At 40.7% G+C, this 25,174-nt stretch carries 27 protein-coding genes; 12 read left to right on the forward strand and 15 right to left on the reverse strand.

The window, feature by feature from the left end:
- Positions 1-72: 72 nt before the first annotated feature.
- Positions 73-981, forward strand: coding sequence for a hypothetical protein (locus tag CYAN7822_RS14315; RefSeq protein ID WP_013322987.1), 909 nt, complete (start codon positions 73-75; stop codon positions 979-981).
- Here CYAN7822_RS14315 and CYAN7822_RS14320 read toward each other — a convergent pair.
- A complete protein-coding gene (locus tag CYAN7822_RS14320; protein ID WP_013322988.1) occupies positions 959-3,532 on the reverse strand; it encodes an O-antigen ligase family protein in 2,574 nt (857 codons plus the stop codon). The two genes, CYAN7822_RS14315 and CYAN7822_RS14320, sit on opposite strands and share 23 nt — an antisense overlap.
- A gap of 244 nt (positions 3,533-3,776) precedes the next feature.
- Here CYAN7822_RS14320 and CYAN7822_RS14325 point away from each other — a divergent pair, with 244 nt between their 5' ends.
- On the forward strand, positions 3,777-4,331 hold the full coding sequence (locus CYAN7822_RS14325; protein WP_013322989.1) for a type IV pilin-like G/H family protein: 555 nt from the start codon (positions 3,777-3,779) through the stop codon (positions 4,329-4,331).
- Positions 4,332-4,636: 305 nt separating this feature from the next.
- On the opposite strand, the gene CYAN7822_RS14330 is transcribed toward CYAN7822_RS14325, so the two are convergent.
- Entirely contained in the window at positions 4,637-5,608 is a 972-nt protein-coding gene (locus CYAN7822_RS14330; RefSeq protein WP_013322990.1) for a carbohydrate kinase family protein, read from the reverse strand.
- A gap of 223 nt (positions 5,609-5,831) precedes the next feature.
- Here CYAN7822_RS14330 and CYAN7822_RS14335 point away from each other — a divergent pair, with 223 nt between their 5' ends.
- From CYAN7822_RS14335 to CYAN7822_RS14345, 3 genes are all read left to right on the forward strand, one after another.
- Positions 5,832-6,485: a Uma2 family endonuclease gene (locus CYAN7822_RS14335; RefSeq protein WP_013322991.1), complete on the forward strand. Its 654-nt coding sequence runs from the start codon at positions 5,832-5,834 to the stop codon at positions 6,483-6,485.
- Positions 6,486-6,548: 63 nt separating this feature from the next.
- The gene (gene galT, locus CYAN7822_RS14340; RefSeq protein ID WP_013322992.1) at positions 6,549-7,538 is read left to right on the forward strand and encodes a galactose-1-phosphate uridylyltransferase; all 990 of its coding nucleotides are present in this window, start codon (positions 6,549-6,551) and stop codon (positions 7,536-7,538) included.
- A 176-nt stretch (positions 7,539-7,714) separates the two neighbouring features.
- The gene (locus CYAN7822_RS14345; RefSeq protein ID WP_013322993.1) at positions 7,715-8,842 is read left to right on the forward strand and encodes a transglutaminase domain-containing protein; all 1,128 of its coding nucleotides are present in this window, start codon (positions 7,715-7,717) and stop codon (positions 8,840-8,842) included.
- 276 nt (positions 8,843-9,118) lie between these two features.
- Here the strand turns inward: CYAN7822_RS14345 and CYAN7822_RS14350 are convergent, their stop codons facing one another.
- Positions 9,119-10,411: an RNA-guided endonuclease InsQ/TnpB family protein gene (locus CYAN7822_RS14350; RefSeq protein ID WP_013322994.1), complete on the reverse strand. Its 1,293-nt coding sequence runs from the start codon at positions 10,409-10,411 to the stop codon at positions 9,119-9,121.
- 46 nt (positions 10,412-10,457) lie between these two features.
- Between CYAN7822_RS14350 and tnpA the strand changes: the two genes are divergently transcribed.
- From tnpA to CYAN7822_RS14370, 4 genes are all read left to right on the forward strand, one after another.
- Complete coding sequence (gene tnpA, locus CYAN7822_RS14355) at positions 10,458-10,868, forward strand: IS200/IS605 family transposase (RefSeq protein ID WP_013322995.1); 411 nt, start codon at positions 10,458-10,460, stop codon at positions 10,866-10,868.
- A gap of 94 nt (positions 10,869-10,962) precedes the next feature.
- On the forward strand, positions 10,963-12,117 hold the full coding sequence (xseA, locus tag CYAN7822_RS14360) for an exodeoxyribonuclease VII large subunit (RefSeq protein ID WP_013322996.1): 1,155 nt from the start codon (positions 10,963-10,965) through the stop codon (positions 12,115-12,117).
- 25 nt (positions 12,118-12,142) lie between these two features.
- A complete protein-coding gene (gene xseB / locus CYAN7822_RS14365) occupies positions 12,143-12,370 on the forward strand; it encodes an exodeoxyribonuclease VII small subunit (protein WP_013322997.1) in 228 nt (75 codons plus the stop codon).
- Positions 12,371-12,389: 19 nt separating this feature from the next.
- The gene (locus tag CYAN7822_RS14370; RefSeq protein WP_013322998.1) at positions 12,390-12,746 is read left to right on the forward strand and encodes a YybH family protein; all 357 of its coding nucleotides are present in this window, start codon (positions 12,390-12,392) and stop codon (positions 12,744-12,746) included.
- Positions 12,747-12,764: 18 nt separating this feature from the next.
- Here the strand turns inward: CYAN7822_RS14370 and CYAN7822_RS14375 are convergent, their stop codons facing one another.
- On the reverse strand, positions 12,765-13,244 hold the full coding sequence (locus CYAN7822_RS14375) for a class I SAM-dependent methyltransferase (RefSeq protein ID WP_245602571.1): 480 nt from the start codon (positions 13,242-13,244) through the stop codon (positions 12,765-12,767).
- Positions 13,245-13,581: 337 nt separating this feature from the next.
- Between CYAN7822_RS14375 and CYAN7822_RS14380 the strand changes: the two genes are divergently transcribed.
- Entirely contained in the window at positions 13,582-15,489 is a 1,908-nt protein-coding gene (locus CYAN7822_RS14380) for a polysaccharide deacetylase family protein (RefSeq protein WP_013323000.1), read from the forward strand.
- Between the two features lie 3 nt (positions 15,490-15,492).
- Here the strand turns inward: CYAN7822_RS14380 and CYAN7822_RS14385 are convergent, their stop codons facing one another.
- The 10 genes from CYAN7822_RS14385 to CYAN7822_RS14425 form a co-directional block, all read right to left on the reverse strand.
- Positions 15,493-15,891 (reverse strand): hypothetical protein, encoded by a 399-nt coding sequence (locus CYAN7822_RS14385; protein ID WP_013323001.1) that lies wholly within the window; start codon positions 15,889-15,891, stop codon positions 15,493-15,495.
- Between the two features lie 661 nt (positions 15,892-16,552).
- Complete coding sequence (locus CYAN7822_RS34620; protein WP_245602572.1) at positions 16,553-17,242, reverse strand: lysozyme family protein; 690 nt, start codon at positions 17,240-17,242, stop codon at positions 16,553-16,555.
- A 140-nt stretch (positions 17,243-17,382) separates the two neighbouring features.
- Positions 17,383-17,523: a hypothetical protein gene (locus CYAN7822_RS38670; protein WP_013322688.1), complete on the reverse strand. Its 141-nt coding sequence runs from the start codon at positions 17,521-17,523 to the stop codon at positions 17,383-17,385.
- On the reverse strand, positions 17,523-17,801 hold the full coding sequence (locus CYAN7822_RS14395) for a hypothetical protein (RefSeq protein ID WP_013322687.1): 279 nt from the start codon (positions 17,799-17,801) through the stop codon (positions 17,523-17,525). The genes CYAN7822_RS38670 and CYAN7822_RS14395 overlap by 1 nt, the downstream gene beginning before the upstream one ends.
- Positions 17,798-18,121 carry a hypothetical protein gene (locus CYAN7822_RS14400; RefSeq protein ID WP_013322686.1) on the reverse strand — a complete coding sequence of 108 codons (324 nt, stop codon included), beginning with the start codon at positions 18,119-18,121 and terminating at the stop codon, positions 17,798-17,800. The genes CYAN7822_RS14395 and CYAN7822_RS14400 overlap by 4 nt, the downstream gene beginning before the upstream one ends.
- Positions 18,118-18,492, reverse strand: a complete 375-nt coding sequence (locus CYAN7822_RS14405) for a hypothetical protein (RefSeq protein ID WP_013322685.1) — start codon at positions 18,490-18,492, stop codon at positions 18,118-18,120. The genes CYAN7822_RS14400 and CYAN7822_RS14405 overlap by 4 nt, the downstream gene beginning before the upstream one ends.
- Before the next feature lie 52 nt (positions 18,493-18,544).
- The gene (locus CYAN7822_RS14410; RefSeq protein ID WP_013322684.1) at positions 18,545-18,916 is read right to left on the reverse strand and encodes a hypothetical protein; all 372 of its coding nucleotides are present in this window, start codon (positions 18,914-18,916) and stop codon (positions 18,545-18,547) included.
- 140 nt (positions 18,917-19,056) lie between these two features.
- Positions 19,057-19,860, reverse strand: coding sequence for a hypothetical protein (locus CYAN7822_RS14415; protein WP_013322683.1), 804 nt, complete (start codon positions 19,858-19,860; stop codon positions 19,057-19,059).
- The gene (locus tag CYAN7822_RS14420; RefSeq protein WP_013323004.1) at positions 19,850-21,814 is read right to left on the reverse strand and encodes a hypothetical protein; all 1,965 of its coding nucleotides are present in this window, start codon (positions 21,812-21,814) and stop codon (positions 19,850-19,852) included. The genes CYAN7822_RS14415 and CYAN7822_RS14420 overlap by 11 nt, the downstream gene beginning before the upstream one ends.
- An 11-nt stretch (positions 21,815-21,825) precedes the next feature.
- Positions 21,826-22,452, reverse strand: coding sequence for a hypothetical protein (locus CYAN7822_RS14425; protein WP_013322680.1), 627 nt, complete (start codon positions 22,450-22,452; stop codon positions 21,826-21,828).
- Between the two features lie 224 nt (positions 22,453-22,676).
- On the opposite strand from CYAN7822_RS14425, the gene CYAN7822_RS14430 reads away from it, so the two are divergent.
- The gene (locus CYAN7822_RS14430) at positions 22,677-23,240 is read left to right on the forward strand and encodes a tyrosine-type recombinase/integrase (protein WP_013323005.1); all 564 of its coding nucleotides are present in this window, start codon (positions 22,677-22,679) and stop codon (positions 23,238-23,240) included.
- 132 nt (positions 23,241-23,372) lie between these two features.
- Here the strand turns inward: CYAN7822_RS14430 and CYAN7822_RS14435 are convergent, their stop codons facing one another.
- Entirely contained in the window at positions 23,373-24,560 is a 1,188-nt protein-coding gene (locus CYAN7822_RS14435) for a hypothetical protein (RefSeq protein ID WP_013323006.1), read from the reverse strand.
- A gap of 341 nt (positions 24,561-24,901) precedes the next feature.
- On the opposite strand from CYAN7822_RS14435, the gene CYAN7822_RS14440 reads away from it, so the two are divergent.
- The gene (locus CYAN7822_RS14440; RefSeq protein WP_013322673.1) at positions 24,902-25,171 is read left to right on the forward strand and encodes a hypothetical protein; all 270 of its coding nucleotides are present in this window, start codon (positions 24,902-24,904) and stop codon (positions 25,169-25,171) included.
- Positions 25,172-25,174 lie beyond the last annotated feature (3 nt).

Here is a 25,174-nt window from a genome sequence, read left to right on the forward strand (position 1 = left end):
CTCTTGCCTCAAGGGGGGAAAAATTTTTTAAGTTGAAAAAGTTTTAGTAATAATAACTAAAAAATTAAAACAATGAAACTTCCGATTTTCAACTTCAGCACGGACAAAGGAAGTGAGGAGTACCGACAACTTCAAACTCCAATACCAACTGCCGGCAGCAAAAGGATCACCAATTCCCGCTCTTTGACTTTCGACTTCCGACTTTTACAAAACTTTAAAGAAATTCAAAGCTATCTAACATTAGCGGTAGTTATTCTCGGTTGTCTTTTCGGCATTACCTCTCTCCAACAACCTAAACTCCAAGCCTTGACTAAATCTGGATTAAGTGCATCTGATTATCAACAAGCCGAAGGATTAGAAAAAGTTAAATTAGATATTTTAAAAAAATTACCCGCTTTGGGTTTTGATAATTTATTAGCCGATTGGAGTCTCTTACAATTTATTCAGTATTACGGTGATGAAGATGCTAGAAAAGTCACGGGATATAGTTTAAGCCCTGACTATCTAGAAATTATTAGTCAGAATGACCCTAAATTTAGTCAGGCTTATCTGAGAATCTCTCCGGCTTCTTCTATTAATGCTGGTCGTCCAGACCGTACTATTGCTATTATGAATGAAGGTTTAAAATCCCTTAATCCTAATATTCCAGAGGCTTATTTAGTCTGGCTTTATAAAGGTGTAGATGAACTTTTATTTTTAGGAGATACAAAAGCCGCTAAACAGTCTTATCAGATGGCGGCTAACTGGGCTAAAATTGCTGGAGATGAACGTATAGCACTATCAGCAGAAAATACGGTTAATTTTTTAAGCAAAAAGCCTGATAGTAAAACGGCTCAAGTTGGGGCTTGGTTTATGGTTTTTGTTAATAGTTCAGATCTCAAAACCAAAATATTTGCTAAAAATAAAATTGAAAATTTAGGCGGAAAATTAACGCTATATGCTGATGGAAGAGTAACCGCTACCGCTCCGAAAGAAGATTAGGATAAGGGTAAGGGGGAAATATAACTGATAGTAACTGGTATTTATTATCAGGAGGATGTGGAAGATTAAGCCGCTCAGTTTTCACTTGATTAATTAATTCATCTAGTTGAGGATATAGTCGAGAAAATTCCGGAAATAAACTTAATTTATTCACAATAATAGGAATTTGTAATTCTGAAGGCAAAGGAATATAAGCTAAATTCCGTCCCTGATAATTTCGATAGGTTAATATTAAAGCAATTTTGGGAGCCGATTTGGGTTGTTGTAGCAAACTAGATAACCAAGTTTTAATGTCTCGGTTTCGATAAATACTATTTTCTAAAAATTCTTTATCTCTTGTTGTTAACTGATTAGAAAATTGCTGAAAATAAGCTCCTAAATACTGTTTTGGGTCAATCCATGCCCGCAGTAATAATAAAGGTTCAGCAGTTGGCTCGGCTTTAAGAGCTTGATTTAATATAGTTAAGGATTCTTCAGGAGAAGAATTGGCCAATAATAAAGCTTTGACTAACGGATTTAGGTGTTTTTTTTCGGCTTTTTCTAAGGGAAAATTTGAATCCCATTTAATCAAAGTAATAATTTCATCAATCTGTTGAGTAATATCTGGAGAATCCGTTTTTTGTTTGAGGATTGAAAATAATCGGATAGTTTCTTCGGCTACCGGTTTTTTAACTTCAGATAAACCGGGTTGATTCCATAAAGGATAAAAGAAAAAAGACGGTTGAATTAGTCCTTGTAAAGCTAAGGCAGTAATCGCTTTTTCTCGTTGTTGCAACTGGAGATACTCTCTGCCTAATAAATAGTAAGTATAAAGGGGGCTACGGGGTAATAATTGAACTCCTCTACTCAGATATTTAATAGCTTGATCACTCTTATTAACATCTCGGTAGAGCATTCCTAAAACTTGGTTAAAAGCAATATCATTAGGAGCCGCTTGATTAATCAAATTTTGAAAATTATTAATAGCATCTTCAGTTAAATCTCGATAGAGTTTACCATCCTGAATGGTATCTCGAACCTTAAGAACTTCATAGGCAGCTTGCAGATGATAAATAGGGTCCCAAGGCACTAAGGTAGCGGCTAAAGATGCTTGTTGATAAGCTTCCTCAATCTTTCCCGCATTAAAATTGCGCTCTGAGGCAACCGCTAAACTCATCGCTCTACTAACCGGTATCCAAAGAATAATAGAGATTACCATCACCGTTATTGCCCCTAAACTGTACCAACGCCGACTCAAGGAAGTAAATTCTTTACTAATAGACAACTGATGAAGATCTGCCAATCTGATTAACAGTGCAATTAAGGCGATTAACGTCACACAGATGGCTATATTATCGAGTTGATAATCGGTCAAACTAGAAACCGTATAAGCCAATAAACTACTCCCGATACCATAAAGCAAATAACGGTTTTTCGGTTCCGTGCAATGACGATATAAACGAATCCATAATCGAGTACAACAGCCTAAAAAGAGCAGATAAGCCGCCAATCCCATCAGCCCCAATTCTCCGGTAATGTGTATAGGAGTGCTATGTAACTCTTGTAAATTGATGAGCAGTAAACCGGCTTCAACGGGACGATAAAGATCGTAAACCCTGGCCATATTGCCGGGACCAATCCCCAAAAGAGGATGTGCTTTAAAAATCTGCCAAGCTGATCGCCACATATACAGACGTTCTTGACTTTCTCCATCCACTGTAACTTGCACAGCCGGGGTATTTTGAGGAGAAGAAAGATGAATAATTTGTTGTACTCTAGGATTACTTAAAAGGATTACCACCACCGCAACTAGAGCCACACCTACCATTAGCAAACGCCGTATTCTTTGACTGGGGTGACTTTGAAGGAGCCAAAACAGGATACTCACCACTATCAAGACGAACAAACCTAAAAACCCACCCCTAGAACTGGTGGTATAAAGCACGAATAATAACAGTAAACTCGCTCCCCATGCGGCTAGTCGCCGCCATCCTTTTTGATCAACGCCCCAATAAAAAGTTAGGGGTAAAACTAATAACAGATAGCCCGCTAAAAAATTCGGGTGTCCTATAGGCCAGCCATTACGGGGATCTTCTGGGGTATAATTTTGCCACCAAACCATTAAACCGATGACACTCGCTATCACCCCAGTGAAAGATAATCCTATCCAGAGGCGACTTAAACTCAGTTGACCCTTTCCTAACCAGTTACGGAGAACATAAAGTAACACCCCGTAATAGATACCTATGCTGACATTCCAAGCCGCCACCCCAACAAATTGAGAAAAAATTGCTGATAAGATCAGGGTTATTGCCGTCCATACAACAAACCCATCAAACCCATACCCGACGCATCTAAAAGGGATTTGAAACTGCCGTAGCATCCAAATTAACCAGACACCTAGCAATAAAAAGCCTGTTTGCCAAACCACGATCCAAGGCCAAGCGACTACCAGATAATAGTTGTTCGGTAGCCAAGTAAAAAGAACAAGTATCCCTAAGACTAGCCATCCTAGCCATTGGCCTTTCCAAATGACGGCATCAGAAGACTTGGAAGCAAAAGAGTCTATCATTTTCTATTCAGCATTGGATTAAAAAGCGAGTGCCCCAAGAAATTTATAGCGGTCTTGCTACAGTAGCTTAGTGCTGAGGCAACTTCTATACCCCAGTCACTTACATTCTATAGAGAGTGCATCTTGCTCAATTTTATCTCTTCTGCCTGTAGGGTGTACAGATGATAGTTTTTTTGACTCAGATGGGTATGTTTTATTTGTGAGGTATTAAATTCTATCGAACCACCAGGACAAGGCAAAACTTATGAATAGTAAATTTAAAATTAAATTTCTCCAATATATCCACAACCACAAAGCCCATCGAGGCTTTACCTTAATCGAACTATTAGTAGTAGTTATTATTATCGGTGTTTTAGCGGCGATCGCTGTACCTAATTTATTAGGACAAGTGGCTAAAGCTAGACAAGCTGAGGCAATAAATAATTTGGGGGCATTGAACCGCGCCGAACAGAGTTATCGTCTAGAATATTTAAGGTTTACTAAGGTACTCACCAACCTTCCCATAAAGCTTGATAATATGCAATATTATACTTTATCTCCTGGTCCAGGAAGCGATTCAGCGACTTCTCTCATAAAAGGCGTTGCCTACTGGACACAAGCTAAAACCGAATATGAAAATGATATTTTAGATTACGGTGCTGCTGTTGGACTAACTATAAATGGTGAGTTCTCTCAGGTTATTTGTAGAGAAGAAAGTCTAAACTCTAATGCAGGTGTTACACCTAATTTTGGTCAAGTTTCTGCTACTACTGGTAATGCTGATTGTGATGGAACCAGAAGTGTCATATTAAAGTATTAATCCTCTGTTAATTTTGGCCAAGTTAACTTGTTTTAAAATATTTATAAATCTTTGAATTTTTTTCTGATTGGGTTACAAAAATATCAGTCAATTCAAGGATCTAAGCAGGTAGAGGTAGGCATAATTAAGTTGAAAATGGAAAAATACACTCTTGCAACAGGGAAGAAGTAAAAGTTTCCCCCATTTTTAAGAGTTAATAATTATACGTTTATTTATGCCCACCCACTTATCTTTTTGGTGAGCCAACACAGTAGTTAAAACAAATCTGCTTTTAAAAAAAATTCACACAAAATTTATTAGTAATTTTAGTTATGTTCTAAAAAATCATTAATCTCTTGAGCAGTAGGTTGAGCAGCGATTGCCCCAGGTTTTGTAGTCGTTAATGCACCTGCCGCACTGGCATATTTTACAGCAAAATATGAGGTTTTTTCATCTACAAAAATCTGCTCTCCATTAAGACAGCACTGATGTAGGAAACCAGCAACAAAACTATCACCAGCCCCGGTTGTATCGATGACTTTTACTGGAAAAACCGCTAATTTACCCGTTGATTTTCCTAAACAATAACTACACCCCTTTTCGCCGCCTGTGACTAAAACCCCTTTAACAGAGTCGAATTGTTGATAGATTTCTTCAGGATTATCAGTTTTAAATAACCATTGTGCTTCCTCATCAGAACACTTGATTAATGCCGCTTGTTTTAATAGGTCTAAAATGAGAGAAGGGGCTAAATTTTGCTCCAGCCAAAACACGGGCCGCCAATTGATATCCACTAACACTTTTACCCCATGTTTTTTCGCCAATTCTAAAGCCCGATCAATCGCTTTTTGGGAGGCGGGATAAGCGAGTTCTAGGGTTCCCGTGACCAAATAATCTGCACCAATAAATAAAGACTCTGGTAGCTTTTCGGCTGATAACCGAGTATCCGCAAACTTGTCTGTAGCCATATTCCCAAACCCGGCAAATTGACGTTCCCCTGATGCGGTACGGGTAACATAAACTTGTCGAGTGGGGGCAGTTGGATGTCGTTGAACTCCCGAAGTATCCACCCCAATCTCATTTAATAAAGATACTAACTCATTTCCTGGCGCATCTTGCCCCACACAACCGATAAAAGCCGCCGATGTTCCTAACTTTACCAGTCCACAGGCTACATTAGCCGGCGCACCCCCTGGATAGGCTTGCCATGACTCCACTTGATCTACATTGCGGTCCGGTTGATCTGCCAACAAATCAAAGAGAATTTCACCTAAACAGAGAACACGGGGAGATGACATAAGGGACCTCAAAATGCAACAAACTAAACCAACTGCAAGCCAAGTTTTGGTTATCCTTTATCTTAAGCTATGCCTTGACCTCCTCGTCTACTAACTATAGATGGGAGTGTTTGAGATTAGATCTCCCCTATCGGTTTGGTCTTTCATCGATAAATCTTAGCCGTTTATATTCAATCCTAACACTTACAATTAAATCAAACCCGGCCTCTTAAAACTAGAAATTATGAAAACCCTTAATCAATCTATAGCCGAAAACCGAGTCATTTTAAATCCTGTAAGCTGGGAGACTTTTAATCACCTTTTAAATGATTTAGGCAATCAAAGAGCAAGCCGTTTAGCTTATTATCAAGGCATTATTGAGATTATGACTCCTCTGGGAGAACATGAACATAATAACCGTTTTATTGATGACTTAATTCGGGCAATTGCCGATGAATTAAACTTAAATCTTAAAAAAATGGGTTCCCTAACCTTAAAAAAAGATAATATTAAACAGGGAGTAGAACCCGATTCTTGCTATTATTTAAAAAATGAACCCCTAGTCAGAAATAAACAAACTATCGATTTAAATATAGATCCGGCTCCAGATTTAGTTCTAGAAATTGATATTACTAGCGGCTCTTTAGATAAATTGCCCATCTATGGGGCTTTAGGAGTAACAGAAATTTGGCGATATAATGGCAATCAATTAAATGTTTTTATATTAGATAAGGTTACTCTAACTTACCATCAATCTAAAAATAGCAGGATTTTTTCTTGGTTAGACTTAAAGCAAATTCCTCAATTGATTCAACAAAGCTTAAGCGATGGGGACACGGCCACCTTAAAAAACTTTCGCCGTTGGATTCGGGAAAATATAAGTATTTCAGGAGGATAATTTAGGGGATAAATACATAATTTTTAAGCTCTAAAAAATCAAATCAGTTTGAGGAGATCAATAATGTCATCAGGTCAACTTCGCTTAAATACCGCTACTGGAGAATGGGTTATTTATGCCCCCACTCGGCGCAAACGTCCTCAAGAACTTTGTCAACAGACTCAACAAAATCCTTCTATTTCGCAGGCTTGCCCTTTTTGTGACAACGGAAACTACTCTGAACCGGTGATTTTTGATTTGCCTCACCCCTCCAAAAGCGGCTGGCTAACCCGAGTGATCCCGAATAAATATCCGGTCTTAATGCCTTGCGGCAACACTGAGCGAATTTCTCAAGGCATTTATTTGTCGATGCAGGGTTATGGGAAGCATGAGGTAGTTATCGAAAGTCCCGATCACGATCAAACCCCTGGTACCATGACTGTTGAAGAAGTCGCCGCTATTATTGAAACTTATCATCAACGTTATTTAGCCCTGATGGCAGACCCTAAAACGATGATGGCGATCATTTTTCGTAATCATAAAAAAGAAGCAGGAGCTTCTCAACCCCATCCTCATTCCCAAATTATTGCCACCAGTTTTGTGCCTCGTCATCGTCGCTGGCAAGAAGAAGAAGCGTTACGCTATTTTGATCGTTGGCATCGTTGTGTATATTGCGATATGTTGGCTTATGAAAGCGAAGAAGGCAAACGGGTTATTGAGGAAAATGACTCTTTTGTAGCCTTTGTTCCTTATGCCGCCCAAGTTCCTTGTGAAGTTTGGATCATGCCTAAACAGCATAAGGCAGATTTTGGTAATATTTCTGAACTAGAAAAAGCCGATTTTGCCGTGATTTTTCAGAGTATTTTATGTCGACTTTATCGGAAACTGGATAACCCGGCTTACAATTATGTGATTAATACAGCCTCCCGCTACAAAGGCGAAGAACCTCAGCTACACTGGTATTGTCAAATATTACCTCGTTTAACTACACCGGCAGGGTTTGAATTGGGGGCTGGTATTAGTATTAACCCCTCCATACCCGAAGAGGATGCGGCTTTTTTAAGGGATGATTAGGCGTAATTTGACTTCTCCGTCTACCCCCTCTCCTACTTGAGGGGGAAAAGCGGAAGATTCTTTTTTTGCTCTCTCAGAGGAGTATAATCAAATTTATTAGTTATTTTGTGTTAATTTTAGGCAAAAAAACGGGAAATATAGAACTGTAACTTCAAATCCCTAATATAAGAATTTTTATGCCTACTGAGCGTGAATTTAGAGAGTGGCAACGCAAACAAAAAAAATCTCCTCGCTTTCGTCGCCGAAGAAATAGAAATAATTTTCCTTTCATGTTGTCATTAGCATTAATTATTTTATCAGCCTGGATTAGTTGGAAAGATTATCAATCAAAAGGTTATTCATCAGTTTCGCTTCAACCTGTACTGATTCATACTCACAAGCAACGACAATATAATCATGTTATTGCGGGTTCAAGTCAGACCGTCAATGCTCTTAACTACGACACAATAGATCAAAGTGCTTTTTCTATCAGTTATGACGGCTCATCTGTATCTGAATTAGCCGCTATTCTCTCTCAGTATGCTACTACCCAAGCCGAAAAAGCTAGAATTATTTATGCTTGGATTACTCATAATATTGCTTATGATGTTTCTGCTTACTTCAGTGGCGACTATGGAGATGTATCTGCACAAGGAGTTCTAAAAAACCGCAGAGGAGTTTGTTCGGGATATGCCAATCTTTACCAAGCTTTAGCAAAAGCAATGGGATTAGAAACAGTAGTAATTGAAGGTTATGCCAAAGGATTGAATTATATTGTCGGTGAGTCTAGCCAAATTAATCATGCCTGGAATGCTGTAAAAATTGACAAGGCTTGGTATTTAGTCGACTCCACTTGGGGAGCAGGAACCGTAAACGGGACTCAATTTTTACCTCAGTTTACACCTCACTATTTTGCCACATCTCCAGCCGAATTTATTTATGATCATTTGCCGGCTGAATCTGTCTGGCAACTCCTCAGTAGTCCCTATACAAAAGAACAGTTTGATTCCTTACCGCAAGTTTCTCCAGAATTTTTTAAAGATGGACTAAAATTGGTTAATCAAACAAACAACACTATCCTGGCACAAGGAAACACCGAAGTAATTTTACAAGCTCCCAACTCGACAAGAGTGATAGCAAGACTTAGCTCCGAAGGAAGGATTTTAAAAGATACTTATACCCGAGTACAACGACAAGACGAATACATTAGGGTAACAGCGAAATTGCCTTATCCAGGAACTTATCAACTAGAAATTTTTGCTTCCTCTGACCCTAACACACAAACCTATCCTCATGCCATTACCTATCAAGTAATTGCTAAATAGAAAATCCTAAAATTTAATAACCTCCCAACGGAAGAGACAAAAGCAGGCAACATCGATGAAATACTGTTATCGCTCACGCAGTAGGTAACCCAGATTTGCTATTATCCCCTGTGTTGGGTTTCCTTGCCTCAACCTAACCTACACTTCTTTGCGTCCTTTGCACGGGAGTCGCTCTACTGGGTGTTCCCCCAAGACCGCGCGGCCTCGACTTGGCGCGAGATATAAAATAATAATAAGCTATAATTGACTTCTCCGCGTGTTAAAACAACGCGGATTCTAAGCGGATGCTTCGCAACGGGTTAAAACACCGTTGCGAAGCGTCTTCTTAGCTGACCAGAATTTTAGTTTCTGGGGACGAGTCAAAACGCCCCTATTCACTGGACTCAAATCTAAATTGAGCGTTGTGGCTACTTTTCGGATAATGTTCGCCGCACCGTTACAGTCAGCATTGATATACCAATTATTACCAGTGCGAAATAATCCTCTTTTTGTTCTTTTACCTGATGACTTCCAACCTTCGGGTTTTGCACCGTGAACGGGAATAATGTCACCATCTAAAAAACTTGCTTTACTGGTATAGCTTTCTTCTGTCTCAATAAACCTAATACCGTATAGTTCACACAGTTGAGCGATTCTATTCTTGAGTCTAGCAGTGGGAATTGAGACAAAAGACTGATTATTTTTCTTACCTAGATTTATCTCCTTTTTAACCTCATCATTCCAACCAAAAACAATAGTACCAATGTGGTTATCTAAACAATGATTAACCACTATTCTCGCTGCTTTGTTGACAGCATCCCTCATCTGTCTATTGCGCTTCTCGGTTATTTTAGCTAATCTATTAGACCATAATCCTTGAGGCTTTCCTTCTTTAATTGTTGATACCTGCTTGTTATACCAACGGTTAACTGATTTTAAATGCTTACCATCAAGAATAAAAGATGTGCCTACATTAGAAACGCAAGTTAACCAATTATTCAATCCTGGATCTATACCGAGTGCATTGTCTTGATTTAAACCTTGATCTTGGATTTCTAATTGATAAACAAATTCAGCATAAAAACATCGATTTCTAGGGATGATTCTAACTTCTTTGATATTTTCAAAGCGTAAATTAGATGGCATTGGGAGAGAAAAACTATCTAATTTAAACCATGTTTTTACCTGCTTTCCTAGCGAGAATTTAATCTCGTTACCGATTAACTTAAGCCATTGCTTCGGGTAAACAAATTGATAAAATCCCTTTTTTCTGTATTTAGGAATTCTGGGTTTATCGGGTAACTCGCCTCTTTTCCACATTGACAGAAGTTTCCAATAAGACACAAATGCTTCATAGACGCTTCTAAGCGTCTGTTGAGCCACACAAGAACGCAAGGCTTTAAAGTGTAGATTTGATTTGAGTTGTTTATCTAGCGTGTATTTGCCGATATATTGATGGGTTTTGAAATATATTTGCCTCGCGTAATAAAGTCCACAGTTATAGAGTTTATTGGCTTCCGAGCAAACATATTCTAAAACTGCCATCACATCGGGAGGTGAGTTAATTAAAACTTGTTGGCATCCGTACATAGTAAAGTGTATTAAAATTAGTCTATTATACATTATTTAGAAACAAATGGCAACCTATGACAAAAAAGAAGAGTATAGGCGAAACCCTCATTCGGTAAGCCTTATCAATTATCATTTCGTCTTCTGTCCCAAGAGGCGGAAGCCGGTGCTAGTGGGAGATGTTGCTAGAAGATTGCAGGATGTTATTTTTGGGTTATGTCAAGAAAATGATTGGAGGTTGATAGCACTAGAAATAATGCCAGATCATGTTCATCTTTTCCTTAACACAGATCCGACTCATGCTCCGAGTGCTATCATGAAGAAGGTCAAAGGACGTTCATCTCATATCTTAAGAAAAGAATTTCCTGAGCTATTAAAAATTCCTACTCTGTGGACTCCGAGCTATTTTGTAAGCACCGCCGGCAATGTATCGACTGAAACCGTCAAGAGATATATTGAAACCCAGAGGGGTAAATAGATACGCTCTTGTTAAAACCCCTCCGTTCGCTCGACAGCCACCCGTTAAAACGGATGGCTAACCCTCGCTCACTATTTTTTATGTTTTTCAGTTCATGAGCATCACTTTTTCTGAGACAGCGCTATCAGTTTCGGGTTTAACCACCTATATCCAAGACTTATTAGAGGGAGACGAACAATTACAACAGGTTTGGGTGACTGGGGAAGTCTCTAGTCTTCACGATCATCCTAAAGGCTTATTTTTTACCCTCAGTGATCCTCAAGTGGATGCCGCTATTAGTTGTGTCGTCTGGAATTCTCAACGTTTGCGGCTGGTAACTGAACCCAAAGCCGGAGAACAACTATTAGTTTTAGGCAGTATTCGGATCTATGCTAAACGGGGTGAATATCGATTAACGGTTTTTCAAGTTTTAGCCGTAGGAGAAGGGTTACAAGCTCTACGTTATCAACAATTGCGCTCCCGTTTACAAGCCGAAGGGTTATTTGACGCACAGAGAAAGCGCCCTCTTCCTCTTCATCCCCAAACTATCGCGGTTGTCACTTCTCCGACGGCGGCGGCTTGGGGAGATATTCAACGAACCCTATCACAACGCTATCCGGGGTTACATCTTTTGTTATCGCCGGCAACCGTACAGGGTGAGGAGGCTCCTATGTCTATTGTGGCAGCAATGGAACGAGTTAATCGCGATGGCCGGGCACAGGTGATCATTTTAGCTAGGGGAGGTGGTTCTGTAGAAGATTTATCTTGTTTTAATGATGAACGAGTGGTTAGAGCGATCGCCCTCAGTCAGATTCCGGTGATCACGGGTATTGGTCATCAACGGGATGAGTCTTTAGCGGACTTAGTTGCTGATGTCAGTGTTCATACCCCAACCGCCGCCGCAGAACGAGTGGTTCCAGATTATCATCAATTAGTCTTAGAACACAGAGAGCGCGTTAATAGGGTGGTGGAGGCTGTTAAAGAAAGATTGCAAGGGGAATTAACTTATGTAGAACAATTACGCACTCGTTTAACGCTTCTTCCTTCTACCTCTCGTTCCCTAGCACAAGTTACGGCTAAATGTCAACTTCTGCAACAAAAATTAATAGCACTTGACCCTCAAGCTGTGCTAAAACGAGGTTATGCTGTGGTGAGAAAAACCGATGCTCAGATTGTTCGTTCTACTGACGAGTTACACCCAGAGCAAGAATTGACAATACAGTTAGGTCAAGGGTTTTTCAAGGTTAAAGTCACTGATATTTTATCCTAATTCAGGAAATAATTTTTAATTATCTATGCCTTCTCGTTCTAAACGTCCTAAAAATTGGAATTATGAAGAAACGGTTGCTGAAGTTGAGGGAATTATTCAGCAAATAGAATTGGGTTCTTTGCCGTTAGAGGAAGTCTTTAAACAGTTTGAGGTTGCTGTCGAACGTCTGCAACAATGTGAAGAGTTTCTCAATCAAGGAAAAGAGCGCATGAATTTGTTGATTGAAAAATTAGAGGAAGAGCCAGACTTTTAAGGGTTAATAGTTAGAAAAAATGCTTGATAAACAAGAAGCTCAAAAAATAGCTCAAGAATGGATTGATGCCTGGAATGACCATGATATTGACAAAATAATGATTCATTATGAGGATGATGTCCAATTTATTTCTCCTATTATTGTGGAATTATTAGGAGATGAAGCGGGAAAAATTAAAGGAAAAGAAAAGGTTAGAGATTATTTTTTAAAAGGGTTACAAACTTGTCCTAATTTAACCTTTAAACTTCTAGAATTTTTAACCGGAATCAACAGTCTAGTAATTTATTATATTAATTACAAAGGAACTCAAACAGCCGAATATATGGAAATTAGTTACTCGGGAAAAATTCAAAAGGTAGTGGCTCATTATTCTTGAGAATAATTTAAATTCCTATTAGGAAACAACCCAAGAATAAAGCTTGATATCCTCTTCCTCGACTTGTAAATCCACAATTTTCGACGGTGGCCAATCTTCCATATCAAAATCCCGAGAAATAATCCGAGAACCCGGTTTAAGCTGTTGCCATAAAAGGGGGCGAAGTTTTAAATTAAGATGTGGGAGTAAGTAAAGGGTAATAACCGTTGCTTGACTAAAATCACTCTCAAATAGATTTTGAGACAAAAAATTAACTTGATGGCTGACTCCAGCTTGTATGGCATTGTTCCTAGCGTCTGCTATGCGTTGGGGATCAAGATCAATTCCCACAGCAGGAATATGATACTTTTGTGCGGCTGTAATCACGATACGCCCATCGCCACAGCCTAAATCATAAAGTACATCATCTTTGGTAATTTCTGCTAAATCTAGCATGGCGGAGACAATGGTGGGATGACAGGGTATATAGCCAATATCTAACTTAAACAAGTTCATCATCTGCTCGGTGATTGCTCAGTTTACTGGATCAATCATAGTTCGTAAAAGTATACTTCGCTGACTGTCGGAACAAAAAATCCCGTCTTCAAAAAATCTTCAAAATTTGATGCTACTTTGTGCCCATAGCTGTTGTTGGGGTTAATGTTTTTTTGAACAACAGTAATCGTGTCATTTAAGCCTAAACAGATACTCTGGCTTGAATGGCGCTTTTTTTGCTTTATTCTTAAAGTTAGATACTAAGCTTATTTTACTCGGTGTCTCCTGAATTCTGCTATATTTCTTAAAACTCAGTCTATATAATTTATGTAGGTTGTGTGAGGACAAGGTGATTAAAATTATGAAAACGATATTTAGCCAAAAAAATGCTTATAAATCTAAATTTTTCGGGTTTGTGGCGATTATAGTGGTAATTGCCGCTAGTGTGATACTCCTCAATAAATCAGTAACTTCAGAAGCGCAGCAAGCGTCATCGGCCATCTATTCACAATTTCCTTTAGCCCCAAGCTTTAGTCATTTACAGCAATTTTGTAATGCTGAAGTACAGTCATCTACCCCATCCCTAAAAACTGAGACACAACAGTCGGGAACCAACACCAAAAACATCCTCTGTTCAGAATTTTATCGACAGCAACAAGAATTTATTAATGCTAACACCGAGTCAAACCAACCCCTAGATCTAATCGATATTACTCTTAAAACTTGGCAAGACCAGACAACCCTTCAATTGAGTCCTTGGCCAGAAATTAATGCTAACGCTAGGTTAGCCAAAGTGCCAGTGATTATGTATCATGACATTTTGCCCCAAAAAGAAGTCTTTTTTGATGTTACTCCCGAAGAACTCGAAGCCCATTTTCAATTAATCCAAGACCAGGGACTAACACCCATTAGTTTAAATTTATTAATTGCTCACTTGAGAAGTGGCATTCCCTTACCCGAAAAGCCAATTTTACTGACCTTTGATGATGGTTATGGAGGACATTATCAATATGTTTATCCCTTGATGAAAAAATACGGCTACCCGGCTATTTTTTCCATTTATATCAAAAAAATGGAGGGAAAAACCGGACGCACAAGCGTTACTTGGGAACAGTTAAAAGAAATGGCCAGCGATCCTTTAGTGACCATCGTCTCTCATAGTGTCACTCATCCGAGGGATTTAACAGTATTATCTGACGATGAGTTACGCACAGAAATTATCGATTCAAAACACATTTTAGAAAAAGAATTAGGCATTCCCATTGATTACTTTACCTATCCAGAAGGGAAAGCCGATGCTAGGGTGAAACAGTGGGTGATTGCCGCCGGTTATCGAGGTGCATTATCGATGAATGACCTTGATGAACATTTTGCCGGAGAATCTCCGGATTTACTGACGATTGGACGTTTTGGACAGTCTCGTTTATCAGAAGTTATTGAAGTGGCTTGGGGGGGTAGTCCCTTACCTAGAACAGATGGCGGCTTTAATTTTAATAGTCCCATTCATAAACAAGACTTTACGGTAGATAATCATCAGTTAACTCTGATTAGCGGCGGACGACCTACCACTTTTCATGCAGACAGTCGCTATCAAGTGCCAGAGATTATCGCCGGCACCGGGGCCGAAGCGGCAGTGGATGGCGGCTTTTTCTCTTTAGAATCTCTCAATTCTAACGTGATGATTGGTCCTGTTTTAAGTCACAATACCGGAAAATTTATTCCCGGGAGTGGGTGGGAAATTCCCATCATTAAAGGTCGTCCTTTAGTTTTAATTACTGCTAATTGGGTAAAATTTATCCCCTTTAACTCAGATAAACATAATACCCTTGACGGAATTATGTCAGAAGCCGCCAATGGAGAAACCATCACAGATGCTTTTGTCGCGGCAGCCTGGTTAGTCAAGGATAATGAAGCCCAGCCGCCAGAAGCGTTTGGCAATTTATATAGTTTCGATATTGCTCGTAATCGGGCATTTTGGGGGATTAATCAAGCGGGACAACCTGTAGTGGGAGTGAGTAAAACGATGATTGATTCTGTTTCATTAGGAAAAATTTTACAACAATTGGGATTACGAGACGCAGTTATGGTAGATTCTGGCGCGAGTACCTCTCTAGCTTACAAAGGAGAGTCTGTTGTTCCTTTTACTCCTCGCCCGGTTCCTCATGTGGTGGCTTTATTTCCTCCCATACCGACCTTACCCGAATTAAGTGATTTAGGATTACCCTGTATGATTTATGAGGATTCTTGCCCTATCTCCTCCCCTTCTTAACACTCATCCCTGTTCATCGGTTAAAGACAAATCGATTTTATAGTTAAGGGGTTCACAAAACTCTCTCACCCCTTGTTTCATTACATAAAGCGCCACCGGAGTCACTAAAACCGGGTGACAGATTTTAGCTTTGATCAGCGCATCCACTACGGCAATTAAATTACCGTTTTCTAATTCTTGTTGAAGGTTATCTTGGCAAATCTCGACCCGGCAACGTTTCGCTAATCCCAGTAACCAATCTGTTCGATCAGGCTGTTGTCCTACTCGAATCCCGAGATTAAGGGTAGCATCTTCTACGTCTCCCTCACAGTTTTCAATTTCTGATAGAGCAATTATAGCTTCGGGATAATCTGCGAGTTGGGAACGATATTGACTGATTTCTTGAGAAGTTAAACACAGCATAGTGACGCAGACGGGTAAGTTTTTCCTAGCCTTATTTACTCTAAATGATAGCAAATTCTTTGACTGCCCTCGAAGAAATCCGAAACATTCCTCTTTTTTTCTCTCATTTTCCACTTAATTCCCTGTCTCATCTGGCCTAAAATCTCATAATTTCCATATTTTCTGGGACTGACATCCGCCTTCAGGAAGATTTATGCTACAAAAAAGAGTCAAAGTTAGTAAGAATTGAACATTGGCTCACTGATCTTGTATTCGAACTAGCTGAGATTATTTGAAAAAAATTTCGTAAAATTTTCTCTCTCTTTGTAGTTAAAAGTATCAATTTTTTTTCCTCACACCCATTTGAAAATTAGGATTTATAACCATGACACCTCTAGAATGGATGCTTTTTGTGGCCGCTCCGTACCTAATTTTTGGATTTGCTCTTGGAGTTAATCTATTAGGCGATAAAAAACCTAGATGTTAGTTTAGACTCTCGTTATTCATTAATTCTCTAATTTGCTCATCTCTGTAATAGGTTTTAGCTAAACTAAATCCCCAACTAATTCAGTAGTACGGACATTTGCATTAAAGCACTAAAATCTACAGAGAAACCCCTCAATGGTTGAGGGGTAATTTTGTGTAGGGAACGCTTGAGCGGCAAAACCTATTCCCTACAAATTCAATAAACGGTTAGCTGCCGGTACCAATAAGATGCCCTGCCCGCTATTTGACCAGCGCAGTCCAAGCCATTAACTATCATCCGTGCTTTATAAAAATTAGTTTGTTTGGAGTTGATCCAATTCTCCAGCGAGTAACCAGTAAAAGCGCCGCTTTTCATCCCGTGTACCAGAATGTATAAAGCTAGGTTGGGCTGTAATGCCAAGTCTGGGTTTTTAGTAAGCTTGATGCCGGTCAGACGCTCATAGAGACGGTAATTAAAATCCCAGGTCATCTGACCGTAGCCACGCCCATACCAAGGCCAGTATCTAAGGTTTTGCCGCCGCCAGTTTTCCCCCATCCACCAAGCTTCCTTTATGGGCTGAAAGTTTGATTCATGTTCGGCCGTTGCCAGAACATAGGCGCATTGATTTTTTAGTAAACCAAACCGATGACATTCGCTTACGATCGCTTTAATGGTGGCGACCCTATCTCCTCCCTTAAAGTTGCTTAAGGTTAGAGGATAAGCGCCCATGTGAAAGTCTATGTCAGCTTTTTTAAATTTCCATCGACCCGCGCCGCCAGCAAGATCTACTATCCAATAATCGCCGGCGTTGGCGACCAAGTTGACCCCGTAGGTTTTGCCCCTGGACACAGATAAAGTTCTAGAGCCGTCTGGCTTGTAAGCCGTAGTAGAGATAATGGCTGTCAACGACCGGCTCTCGGCCATCACATCTTTTGGCGAAAAAAAAACACTGAAAAATACGGCAGTCAGAAAAACAACCACCAATAGAGATGATTTATACTTGTTCATAGAAGAGAATACCAGCCCCCTAGTTGGGGGCTTACTACTTAAGAGTTAATTACTTGTAGCAATCGGTTTTTGATGGAGATATCAAAGTCTTTGGGTAAGCTTTGCAAAATTTTAGAGATTTCTTCCTTAGTGAATTTTCGGACAGTTGTCCATCGCTCATCAACTGAGATAATAATCATCACTTCACTACCTCATAAGGTTGCAAATTAACTTCTAGCAAAGCGGTTACTAAAGGGTTTTGCTGTTCTTTAAAATAGGTTTCTATTTCAGGAACTTGAGCAACCATAGAATGTAAAAGTGTTTGAGCATTCGCAAGGTAAAACCCTCTTAAATAAGGATTTTGCTCGCTCATGGCTTTGTCAACAGTAAGCTCCAAGGCATACTGGAGGGCAATTATAGGAATTGCCAATTTAACTGAAGAATTTCTTAAAAGGTCTAAATATTCAATCCGATTCATAGATACCTGACCTGTATATTAAACTGATAATCAGAAATATAGGACAGAGCTTTAAAAGAAAACTGGCTTAAATCAATCGGCTCTAACCTAATCAATCTTCCTTCTTGATAGAGTTTCCGACGAGTCAAAACATAGGGGGATGTTCCTAAAGTTATCTGCCTAAACCAACCGATGTTTACCCAGTCAGGACGGGAAGGTATTTTTAAGGAAATAAGCGCGTAGTCAGCCGCATTTTCTATTAAAAAATTAAGCTCCCATCCGTAGTAGCCCGGGGGACTTACCCCCTCGGCTACCAATTGCCAGTTACCGTCACTTATCATGAGAAAATGTCATCTAAGGGGTTGACAACTTTTTTGATAGTTCCGCCTCTATAAGTTTTTGCTTTAACGGCATTATCGAACGCGGCCGCCTTGACATCAGCCACAATAATTTTATGTCGGTAAGTTTTTCCCCCCTTAAGAACATCCACCACTTTGCGAACAGCCGTACCAGTAGAGAGAAGTTCCTCAACGCTGCAAGCGGGGAAATCACCGAATTCATCTGGCTTATCAGATGCGGGCGCTTTTACTCCTGTTTCTGTTTCGATGCCTGTGTAAGCATCAGGGGGAGCATAAAATGCCAAAATCATCGTTTTACTATTGTCGGCGGGGTCGCTAACGGTGATTTTGTGCTTGACTAAAATTCTTGCCATTTTTTGCTATTTCTCCTTTATTTAAATCTTTTTATCCTTTATTCAAATCTTTTTATCCTCGGCGGCGGCGGCGCGGAAAGCCAGCCCCCACGATGTTATTGCCCTCAAAATTTTTGCTGAGAATTTGAGTTACTGCGGTAGCCGCCTTGTCAACAGGGCAGGTAATTATAGAATTTTTTTTCTTTGTCCCTTGGAGATAAGAAATTCTCATTTTGACAAGCTTTCCTTGTTTTTGTCCTTCGCAAACAGATATGGAAATGTCTCCAGCTTTAGGTTCATAGTTATCTGCAAGTTTTTTAATCCCAAGTGCCGCCCCTATTGTGCTTCCATTGCCGTCGTAAATATCGGGCAACCTAATTAGGTAGGTTTGATTTCCCTCGGTAAAGCTATGAGGCTTAAGAATTTTTCGAGAAACTGTTGCCATTTGTACTCAGTTGATGTTTTACAGTTGTTATCTTAATCTTGGCACCGATTCGGACTATCGCCGGCAGCCTGGAACCTATATAGGTTCCCCAAGTCGGCCACAGATTAAAAGAAATTTGCAACCAAGATGAATCAAGGATCTTAGACTAAGCTGTTTTTGCGTCCCGACAAGTCGACTAGGGTCATTAGACGAGGGATGCCATTAATGCTAATTTTCGCGTTTCTAAATCGGCAGTTTCCAGTAGGTCTGTAGCGTCGTCCTTTTCTTGATTCGCCTAGTATATGGCGTGTTGGGGGATTGTTTACGGTTGATTTTTTGGGGTTATGCTCTGTTAGCTTTTCATCGTCGTATGTCGCACCTACAATTGAGCATAATTTGTGTATTACTTCTTTCGCTTCCGCTTCACTAATGGAATATATCTGTAAATTTAGTCCTTTTTTAAGGTCTTTATAAGTGTATAAATACGAACCTTTTTTCCACAGATACCCATCGTTAGTAGCAAATTCAGCTTTGATTTTATTTGCTAATGTTTTAAGATTTGCTTCAGTTATAGTTTCTGAAGTCTCATCTGTTAAAACAAAACTACATTCAATTTCTAAGGGTTCAAATCCTTCTGGTGATGCGTCTTTATCTTGCTTAAAAAATAAATAAACGTGAGGGGCATAAGGGTAAGAATCGTCCATCTCTTGCTTGGGTTTGCCGCCCACGTAGTCGGGTCTATCTTGAACTCTTTGGCAAATATAATAAAAATTCATTCGTTTATGTAAAGCCCTAATCATTGTTTCTTTGGGCAGAATCAGACAGGCTCTTTTTGCCGCTTTTCGAGGCTCGTCAATCTCTTCTAGAACCTCGTCGGGAATATCATTAAAAAATTTGTTTACCTCGTGATTATAGGTTTTGTGTAAGAAACTTTTTAAAAAATCCCACTCTTTACTAACTGCCATTGTTTTGTCTTCCTTCTACTAAATCCACGGGTGTAATATCTGCCTTTGTACTAGATTCAGTTGTCTTTTGTTCCTCCTCGGTTTTTTTGGTATTTTCATTGGTTGAAATTTCAGTTTTGAGGGTTTCCCAATTTTGCTTAATTTGGGTAACTGACTCTTGAGTTTCGACAACGGCAGAGGCTAATTGATTTATTGATTCCGTTGCCTCTGTTAAACTTTCTAAAACCTCTTGAGCGCGTCCTAGATGATTCCTAAAATGGGGGGATTCGTCATGGTAGCCCACGCCTTCTGATAGGATACCTTCCCGAACTAAATCATTATTGAGTTTTCCAACCCATCCCCCAATAGTTTCTAATCCGTCTTGAACTGCGCTCTGCATTGCTTTTACGGAATCAAATAAATTTGTAGTAGCTGTTAATATCCTGTTAGCTTTGATAAAGCCAGTGGCACAGGTTTGGTAATTGTGTTCGCCGATTAATGCCTTAATCCAACTTGTAAAAGTCTGTCCAATAATTTGCGAGACGGGGAAGGGGTTCCCGTCAACATCCTTAAAAAAGATGGATATAACAGTATCAAGAGTTTGTCCAAGACTTTGAGATAAATTGGCTGATAATTGGGCGGCGTTATGGAGAGCTAGAATAAAATTAAATGTGGCTAAGGCTCTATCGACTATTCGGTGTTGAAATAATTTAGTAAATTTCCCTGTAATCAAGCTTTTTAAAGCCTCTATTTGAGCCAACACATCGGCTATTCCTAAATCTCCTAATCCTGATAAACCGGCGGCTAGTCCATCAAGTTTTTTGCTGTTATCTTCAATCCCCTTTTTAATAGGCGCTGAGCATTGGTTCATGATGTCGCATTGGGCATCAGGAATAGGGGGTTCAGGGGTTGGGTCTGGATTGGGTTTGGGGTTGGGATTCGGGTTAGGGTTGCGGGTTGTTGTTCGCCCCGGTGCAGTGGGAGATTCCGGGGCCGGTGGGGCAGCCACCGCGTTACTTGGTCTAATAGTGGGGATTCTTGGCTGGGGGTTGGGGATGATTGGGGGAAGATCAGGGTTTTTGGTCGGCTTTCGCTCTGGGTCTTCGGTCGGCTTTTTTGCTGGTTTTTTGCTCGGGTTTATTGTTGGGGTAGGGGTAATGGTAGGGATTGGGGTAATAGTTGGGTTTTGAAAATTGCTAGGGTTGATTGTTGGGTTAGGAGATTTATTTTGAGAAGGTGGATTTTCTGGTACAGATGGAGTTGCCCCCTCCGGTGGTGGAAAAAAAAGTTGATTAGGGGAATATTTTGAGGGTGGGTTTGTCGGTTCGGGATCTCCTCCAGTATCAGGCAACCCGTCGGCGCGGGTGACTTTAGTTATCTGTATTGCTCCCCCCAATCCAACCTTTTCGTAAAAATAAATAATATCTCGGTTGTTGATGTAACCCAAATATAGTCTGCCGTATGTTGGGTCAACCCCACCGGCAGGCTGGGCAATTAGCTTGACGGGACCATAGACCCAGGTTGAGCCAGGTATATAGGGAGAGCCAGTCGTTGCGCCGTTGTCATTCCGCAAAAATTCAATATTATAGGCAACTCCGGCTGATTGCCCTCCCCTAAAAGGATATTCAGGGGGCGAAATTTCGCGGGGCCCGTCCTGAATCCCCCCCTGATTCTGGGCAGCCCTCGCTTTAGCGATCGCGGCTCGCTCTTGAGCCTCGGGGGTGATCTCCGAGGACTGATTGAAGAATTTCTTCAGTAGCCATTTAGAAGCCTGCCAGCCCAAATAACTGCCGGCAGCAACGGCGGCTGCGTTTGCTCCTGCTCGCCAGGCTCCTCCCCCCCCTGATGGCTTATATCCTCCAGGCGGGGGGTTATTCGGCGGTTGAACGGTTCCGTTAGGAGCGCCTGGAATATGCCCTATCGCACTGGGCGGTGGGGCAATGATTGGGGGAAACCCCACAAATCCAATAAACATAAATTTTATTCCTAGTTAAAGTATCCAGGGGGAACATCGACGGTGGCCGGACTGGTGGCGTATGTCCATTGGTTCGCGCCTCCAGCAAGAACGCTTACATCTTTGGGGATATAAATATAAAAGAGGTCGTAGTTTTTCCCATTGTTGTCCTGCGCTTCACTGTTTTGCGTTGCTATCGAAAAAGGGCGTTCCCCTGCGGTATCGAGGAGGCAGATTTTTCTATAGCTGAACATCTGACGATAAAGCCGACACCAAAAATCACAGGCTTTAGCGGGAGTATCAACAGTATTTGGAATAGCGAAAGTGCTTTGGGGTGAGGACGAAACTAGCCAGGTTTCGCCGCTAATTGTAGAAGATACTGTGCTATCTGGGTTAGTTACGTATGTCCAAGGTTTATTTCCTCCAGAGACCGAGTCCGAAGTCTTGGGAATCATGATAACGAACTTATCCCAAACATTCCCATAGGCATCATTCGAGTCTCCATCCATTTGTACGAGTGGGAACAATAAATTTATCCCCTTATCATCAGCCGTGTCTATCTTTACGTGCTTGTACATTCTGTGATAATAGCGGCAAGCAAAATCAGTAGAGCGGGCAACTGTATTACACGAGCTAGGAAATTGATCATAGACAGCCATAAGCACTTATTCCCTTTGCTAAATAAATCTCTATATATCTAGAATCTCTTAAAAAATTAACAGTCGCAACGACAGAAAATAGATATTTTCTGTCGTTATTCGGATGAGTCAAACCCACCCCCTGAGCTATTCTTGAGTCATAGGAGTTATCAACCAATGTTGACCACTACAGAATTTATATTAATAGCAAATAAATTCTGTAGTTATTTTAAAAGCTGGAAACTATGACAGGACAAGCGGCTAGTTTAAGTAATTCAGATTGGGCAAAGTTAGAAAAACATTGCCAGAGCGATTTACACAAATTAATTTGGGCTTTGCTTCGTTTTACGGGAGCAAGGGTCAATGAGGTTTTAAATTTAAAAGTTTCAGATGTCTATGATAATAATGGAAGGCCTTTCGACTATATCCTTTACCGAAAAGAAACCCGCAAAGGAAAGGATAAAAATCATAGCGTCCCTGTTACTAACGCTCTTCACTCTTACCTCGCGGCTTACAAGCCCCCAACAGATGGTTATCTTTTTCCCAGTGACCGAACCAGTAGCGGTCACCTGTCTTATGAAGCGGTTAGGGATTATTTGATGAAGTGTGCGACCAATGCGGGATTATCCCACAAGGCCATCAAAACTCATTCGGGCAGGCGCTCATTAATTAGTAATCTGATTAGTAACGGGGTTGACTTGAGAACCGTTCAGGCTATCACCGGACACTCTTCAATCCAAAATGTTATTCGCTATGCTGATTCTAATCCACACAGATGCAGACTCGCCCTCGAGGGAGCTTACTTATGAAAATTATCAAATATTCGGACTAGAGAATACTACAACTTTTCGCCAGATCTTCCGGCCGGCTAAGGGTTCAAACCCTTGGAATTCTGTTGACATCTTTGTAGTATGCAAAAATTTGTAGTATGTTTTTCCTGGTTAAAATGGAAGCTTCTCCCCGTAAATGGGCAACCCTTGATATTGCTCGGGAATCCCTTCCCGCTTGGAGGCGAGGTATTTTGAGCTTTTGCGCTTCCCCTCTTTGGTGATCAGGTAGTAGTAAGGGCCTCTATAAGACTTGAGTCCTTGCTTGTTTGTGTAAGGCAGTTTTTTTGCTTCGATGTAGAGTTCGGGAATTTCCGACGGCGGCTCATCATCATCACCATCATCACCACCAAGAACGCTATCATCTTCCATCTCAGAAAGGCGCACGTTAACAGCTTGACTTAGCTTCCTTAGATAGTCCAGGGGCAATCCCTCGAGGGACTCGTAAAGCTCGTCAATAGTAGCTTTGGGGAATAGGTTTGGCAGTTCATCTAAACTCACGCTCACGAGAAAGCAATCCATTCCATCATCCGAGGATGGGATCTGGATCACTTCTCCTGTAGGGAATCGCTTAGTCCCAGGGGGATTCCCTACAGAGTTTTGTGTAGGGAATGGGGTTGGCGGCTCGTCGTTCCCTACAGAATTCTGTGTAGGGAATGAGGTTGGCGGCTCGTCATTCCCTACAGAGTTTTGTGTAGGGAATGGGGTTAGCGGCTCATCATTCCCTACAGAGTTTTGTGTAGGGAATGGGGTTGGCGGCTCGTCATTCCCTACAGAGTTTTGTGTAGGGAATGGGGTTGGCGGCTCGTCATTCCCTACAGAGTTTTGTGTAGGGAATGGGGTTGGCGGCTCGTCATTCCCTACAGAGTTTTGTGTAGGGAATGGGGTTGGCGGCTCGTCGTTCCCTACAGCTACCTCGATGTAGGCGGCTAGTTTTTGGTCAATTTCCTTTATCAGGTCTCGACATTGCTTGATATTGGCATCAATTTTTTTCTTAGTAGCCTCTGATGGGTAGGGCGGCAGCTTGCCTTTGATTTGCTGGTTATAGTTGAGTATTCGTTTCTGTAGGGTTTGTTTTTTCCCCTGGAGCATTTGTCGTTTAATCTCGTCCGGTGCCCTAACGGGGCACTCCTTCTCGCTGATTGTCCATCCATCAGGTAGGTGGCCATCGGGCGGCACAGCTTCTTTTTCCCCAATAGGCAATTCAAGCTGGATGCTTTTATCAGTTAGGTCATCGATGTCGACATTGAACTCTTCAAAGTCTCTTGTACAAACCCGTGCGCGTTTCTTCCAGGGCTTCATCAAGAAAACTTCTCGCCCGTCGTGGCTCTATAACACCATCCTTAGCGGGCACTTAATAGTTGCTCTCCCTAGACAACCATTCTTAGAGACTACAACTCAAATAATTGTTGATCAGGATAATTTCATGCCTGGGATTACCCAGGCTTCACTACTCACTAAAGATTAAAAATGCAATGTCCAAATTGTCACTCAAATAACTTTGTGTTGTCTAAAAGCAACTCATTCGAAGGATATGGATACTGTCAAAACTGTGGTCACGAGGATTATGTCTCGCTCGACCCAGGTAAAAAATATGACGATGATGATTATTACTTTGATGATGATTTTGATGAGGAGGAATCATGAAAACAGAAACTCGTTTGACTAAAACTCAAATTCTTTTTCAAGAAATCGGGCAAGAGGCGCATCAAGCCTCCCTAAAATACCAACAAAAAGTTACTTTAATAGCCCAATCCGTTAATAATTTAGAGCGAGAAGAACGACCAATAGTTGAGATGCTGCGACATCACGGCGGCGAACTCACCATAGGGGAACTGGTTTTTGTCTTTTCTTATCACCGATATCTCATAGAGGAGTTGCTCAAAAAAGGTGTAGTTGTTATTGAGGAGTAATTA

Origin of the sequence: Gloeothece verrucosa PCC 7822 (assembly GCF_000147335.1) — a bacterium.
Lineage (GTDB): Bacteria > Cyanobacteriota > Cyanobacteriia > Cyanobacteriales > Microcystaceae > Gloeothece > Gloeothece verrucosa.

Excerpts from the sequence above, each read along its gene's own strand:
- CYAN7822_RS14435 (WP_013323006.1), bottom strand. The coding sequence starts at position 24,560 with ATGAAGCCCTGGAAGAAACGCGCACGGGTTTGTACAAGAGACTTTGAA.
- CYAN7822_RS14440 (WP_013322673.1), top strand. The coding sequence starts at position 24,902 with ATGAAAACAGAAACTCGTTTGACTAAAACTCAAATTCTTTTTCAAGAA.
- CYAN7822_RS14415 (WP_013322683.1), bottom strand. The coding sequence starts at position 19,860 with ATGGCAGTTAGTAAAGAGTGGGATTTTTTAAAAAGTTTCTTACACAAA.
- CYAN7822_RS14370 (WP_013322998.1), top strand. The coding sequence starts at position 12,390 with ATGCTTGATAAACAAGAAGCTCAAAAAATAGCTCAAGAATGGATTGAT.
- CYAN7822_RS14420 (WP_013323004.1), bottom strand. The coding sequence starts at position 21,814 with ATGTTTATTGGATTTGTGGGGTTTCCCCCAATCATTGCCCCACCGCCC.
- CYAN7822_RS38670 (WP_013322688.1), bottom strand. The coding sequence starts at position 17,523 with ATGATTATTATCTCAGTTGATGAGCGATGGACAACTGTCCGAAAATTC.
- CYAN7822_RS14395 (WP_013322687.1), bottom strand. The coding sequence starts at position 17,801 with ATGAATCGGATTGAATATTTAGACCTTTTAAGAAATTCTTCAGTTAAA.
- CYAN7822_RS14400 (WP_013322686.1), bottom strand. The coding sequence starts at position 18,121 with ATGATAAGTGACGGTAACTGGCAATTGGTAGCCGAGGGGGTAAGTCCC.
- galT (WP_013322992.1), top strand. The coding sequence starts at position 6,549 with ATGTCATCAGGTCAACTTCGCTTAAATACCGCTACTGGAGAATGGGTT.
- CYAN7822_RS14315 (WP_013322987.1), top strand. The coding sequence starts at position 73 with ATGAAACTTCCGATTTTCAACTTCAGCACGGACAAAGGAAGTGAGGAG.
- CYAN7822_RS14320 (WP_013322988.1), bottom strand. The coding sequence starts at position 3,532 with ATGATAGACTCTTTTGCTTCCAAGTCTTCTGATGCCGTCATTTGGAAA.
- tnpA (WP_013322995.1), top strand. The coding sequence starts at position 10,458 with ATGGCAACCTATGACAAAAAAGAAGAGTATAGGCGAAACCCTCATTCG.
- CYAN7822_RS14375 (WP_245602571.1), bottom strand. The coding sequence starts at position 13,244 with ATGATGAACTTGTTTAAGTTAGATATTGGCTATATACCCTGTCATCCC.
- CYAN7822_RS14380 (WP_013323000.1), top strand. The coding sequence starts at position 13,582 with ATGAAAACGATATTTAGCCAAAAAAATGCTTATAAATCTAAATTTTTC.
- xseA (WP_013322996.1), top strand. The coding sequence starts at position 10,963 with ATGAGCATCACTTTTTCTGAGACAGCGCTATCAGTTTCGGGTTTAACC.
- CYAN7822_RS14410 (WP_013322684.1), bottom strand. The coding sequence starts at position 18,916 with ATGGCAACAGTTTCTCGAAAAATTCTTAAGCCTCATAGCTTTACCGAG.
- CYAN7822_RS14425 (WP_013322680.1), bottom strand. The coding sequence starts at position 22,452 with ATGGCTGTCTATGATCAATTTCCTAGCTCGTGTAATACAGTTGCCCGC.
- CYAN7822_RS14345 (WP_013322993.1), top strand. The coding sequence starts at position 7,715 with ATGCCTACTGAGCGTGAATTTAGAGAGTGGCAACGCAAACAAAAAAAA.
- xseB (WP_013322997.1), top strand. The coding sequence starts at position 12,143 with ATGCCTTCTCGTTCTAAACGTCCTAAAAATTGGAATTATGAAGAAACG.
- CYAN7822_RS14325 (WP_013322989.1), top strand. The coding sequence starts at position 3,777 with ATGAATAGTAAATTTAAAATTAAATTTCTCCAATATATCCACAACCAC.
- CYAN7822_RS14405 (WP_013322685.1), bottom strand. The coding sequence starts at position 18,492 with ATGGCAAGAATTTTAGTCAAGCACAAAATCACCGTTAGCGACCCCGCC.
- CYAN7822_RS14430 (WP_013323005.1), top strand. The coding sequence starts at position 22,677 with ATGACAGGACAAGCGGCTAGTTTAAGTAATTCAGATTGGGCAAAGTTA.
- CYAN7822_RS14385 (WP_013323001.1), bottom strand. The coding sequence starts at position 15,891 with ATGCTGTGTTTAACTTCTCAAGAAATCAGTCAATATCGTTCCCAACTC.
- CYAN7822_RS14330 (WP_013322990.1), bottom strand. The coding sequence starts at position 5,608 with ATGTCATCTCCCCGTGTTCTCTGTTTAGGTGAAATTCTCTTTGATTTG.
- CYAN7822_RS14350 (WP_013322994.1), bottom strand. The coding sequence starts at position 10,411 with ATGTACGGATGCCAACAAGTTTTAATTAACTCACCTCCCGATGTGATG.
- CYAN7822_RS14335 (WP_013322991.1), top strand. The coding sequence starts at position 5,832 with ATGAAAACCCTTAATCAATCTATAGCCGAAAACCGAGTCATTTTAAAT.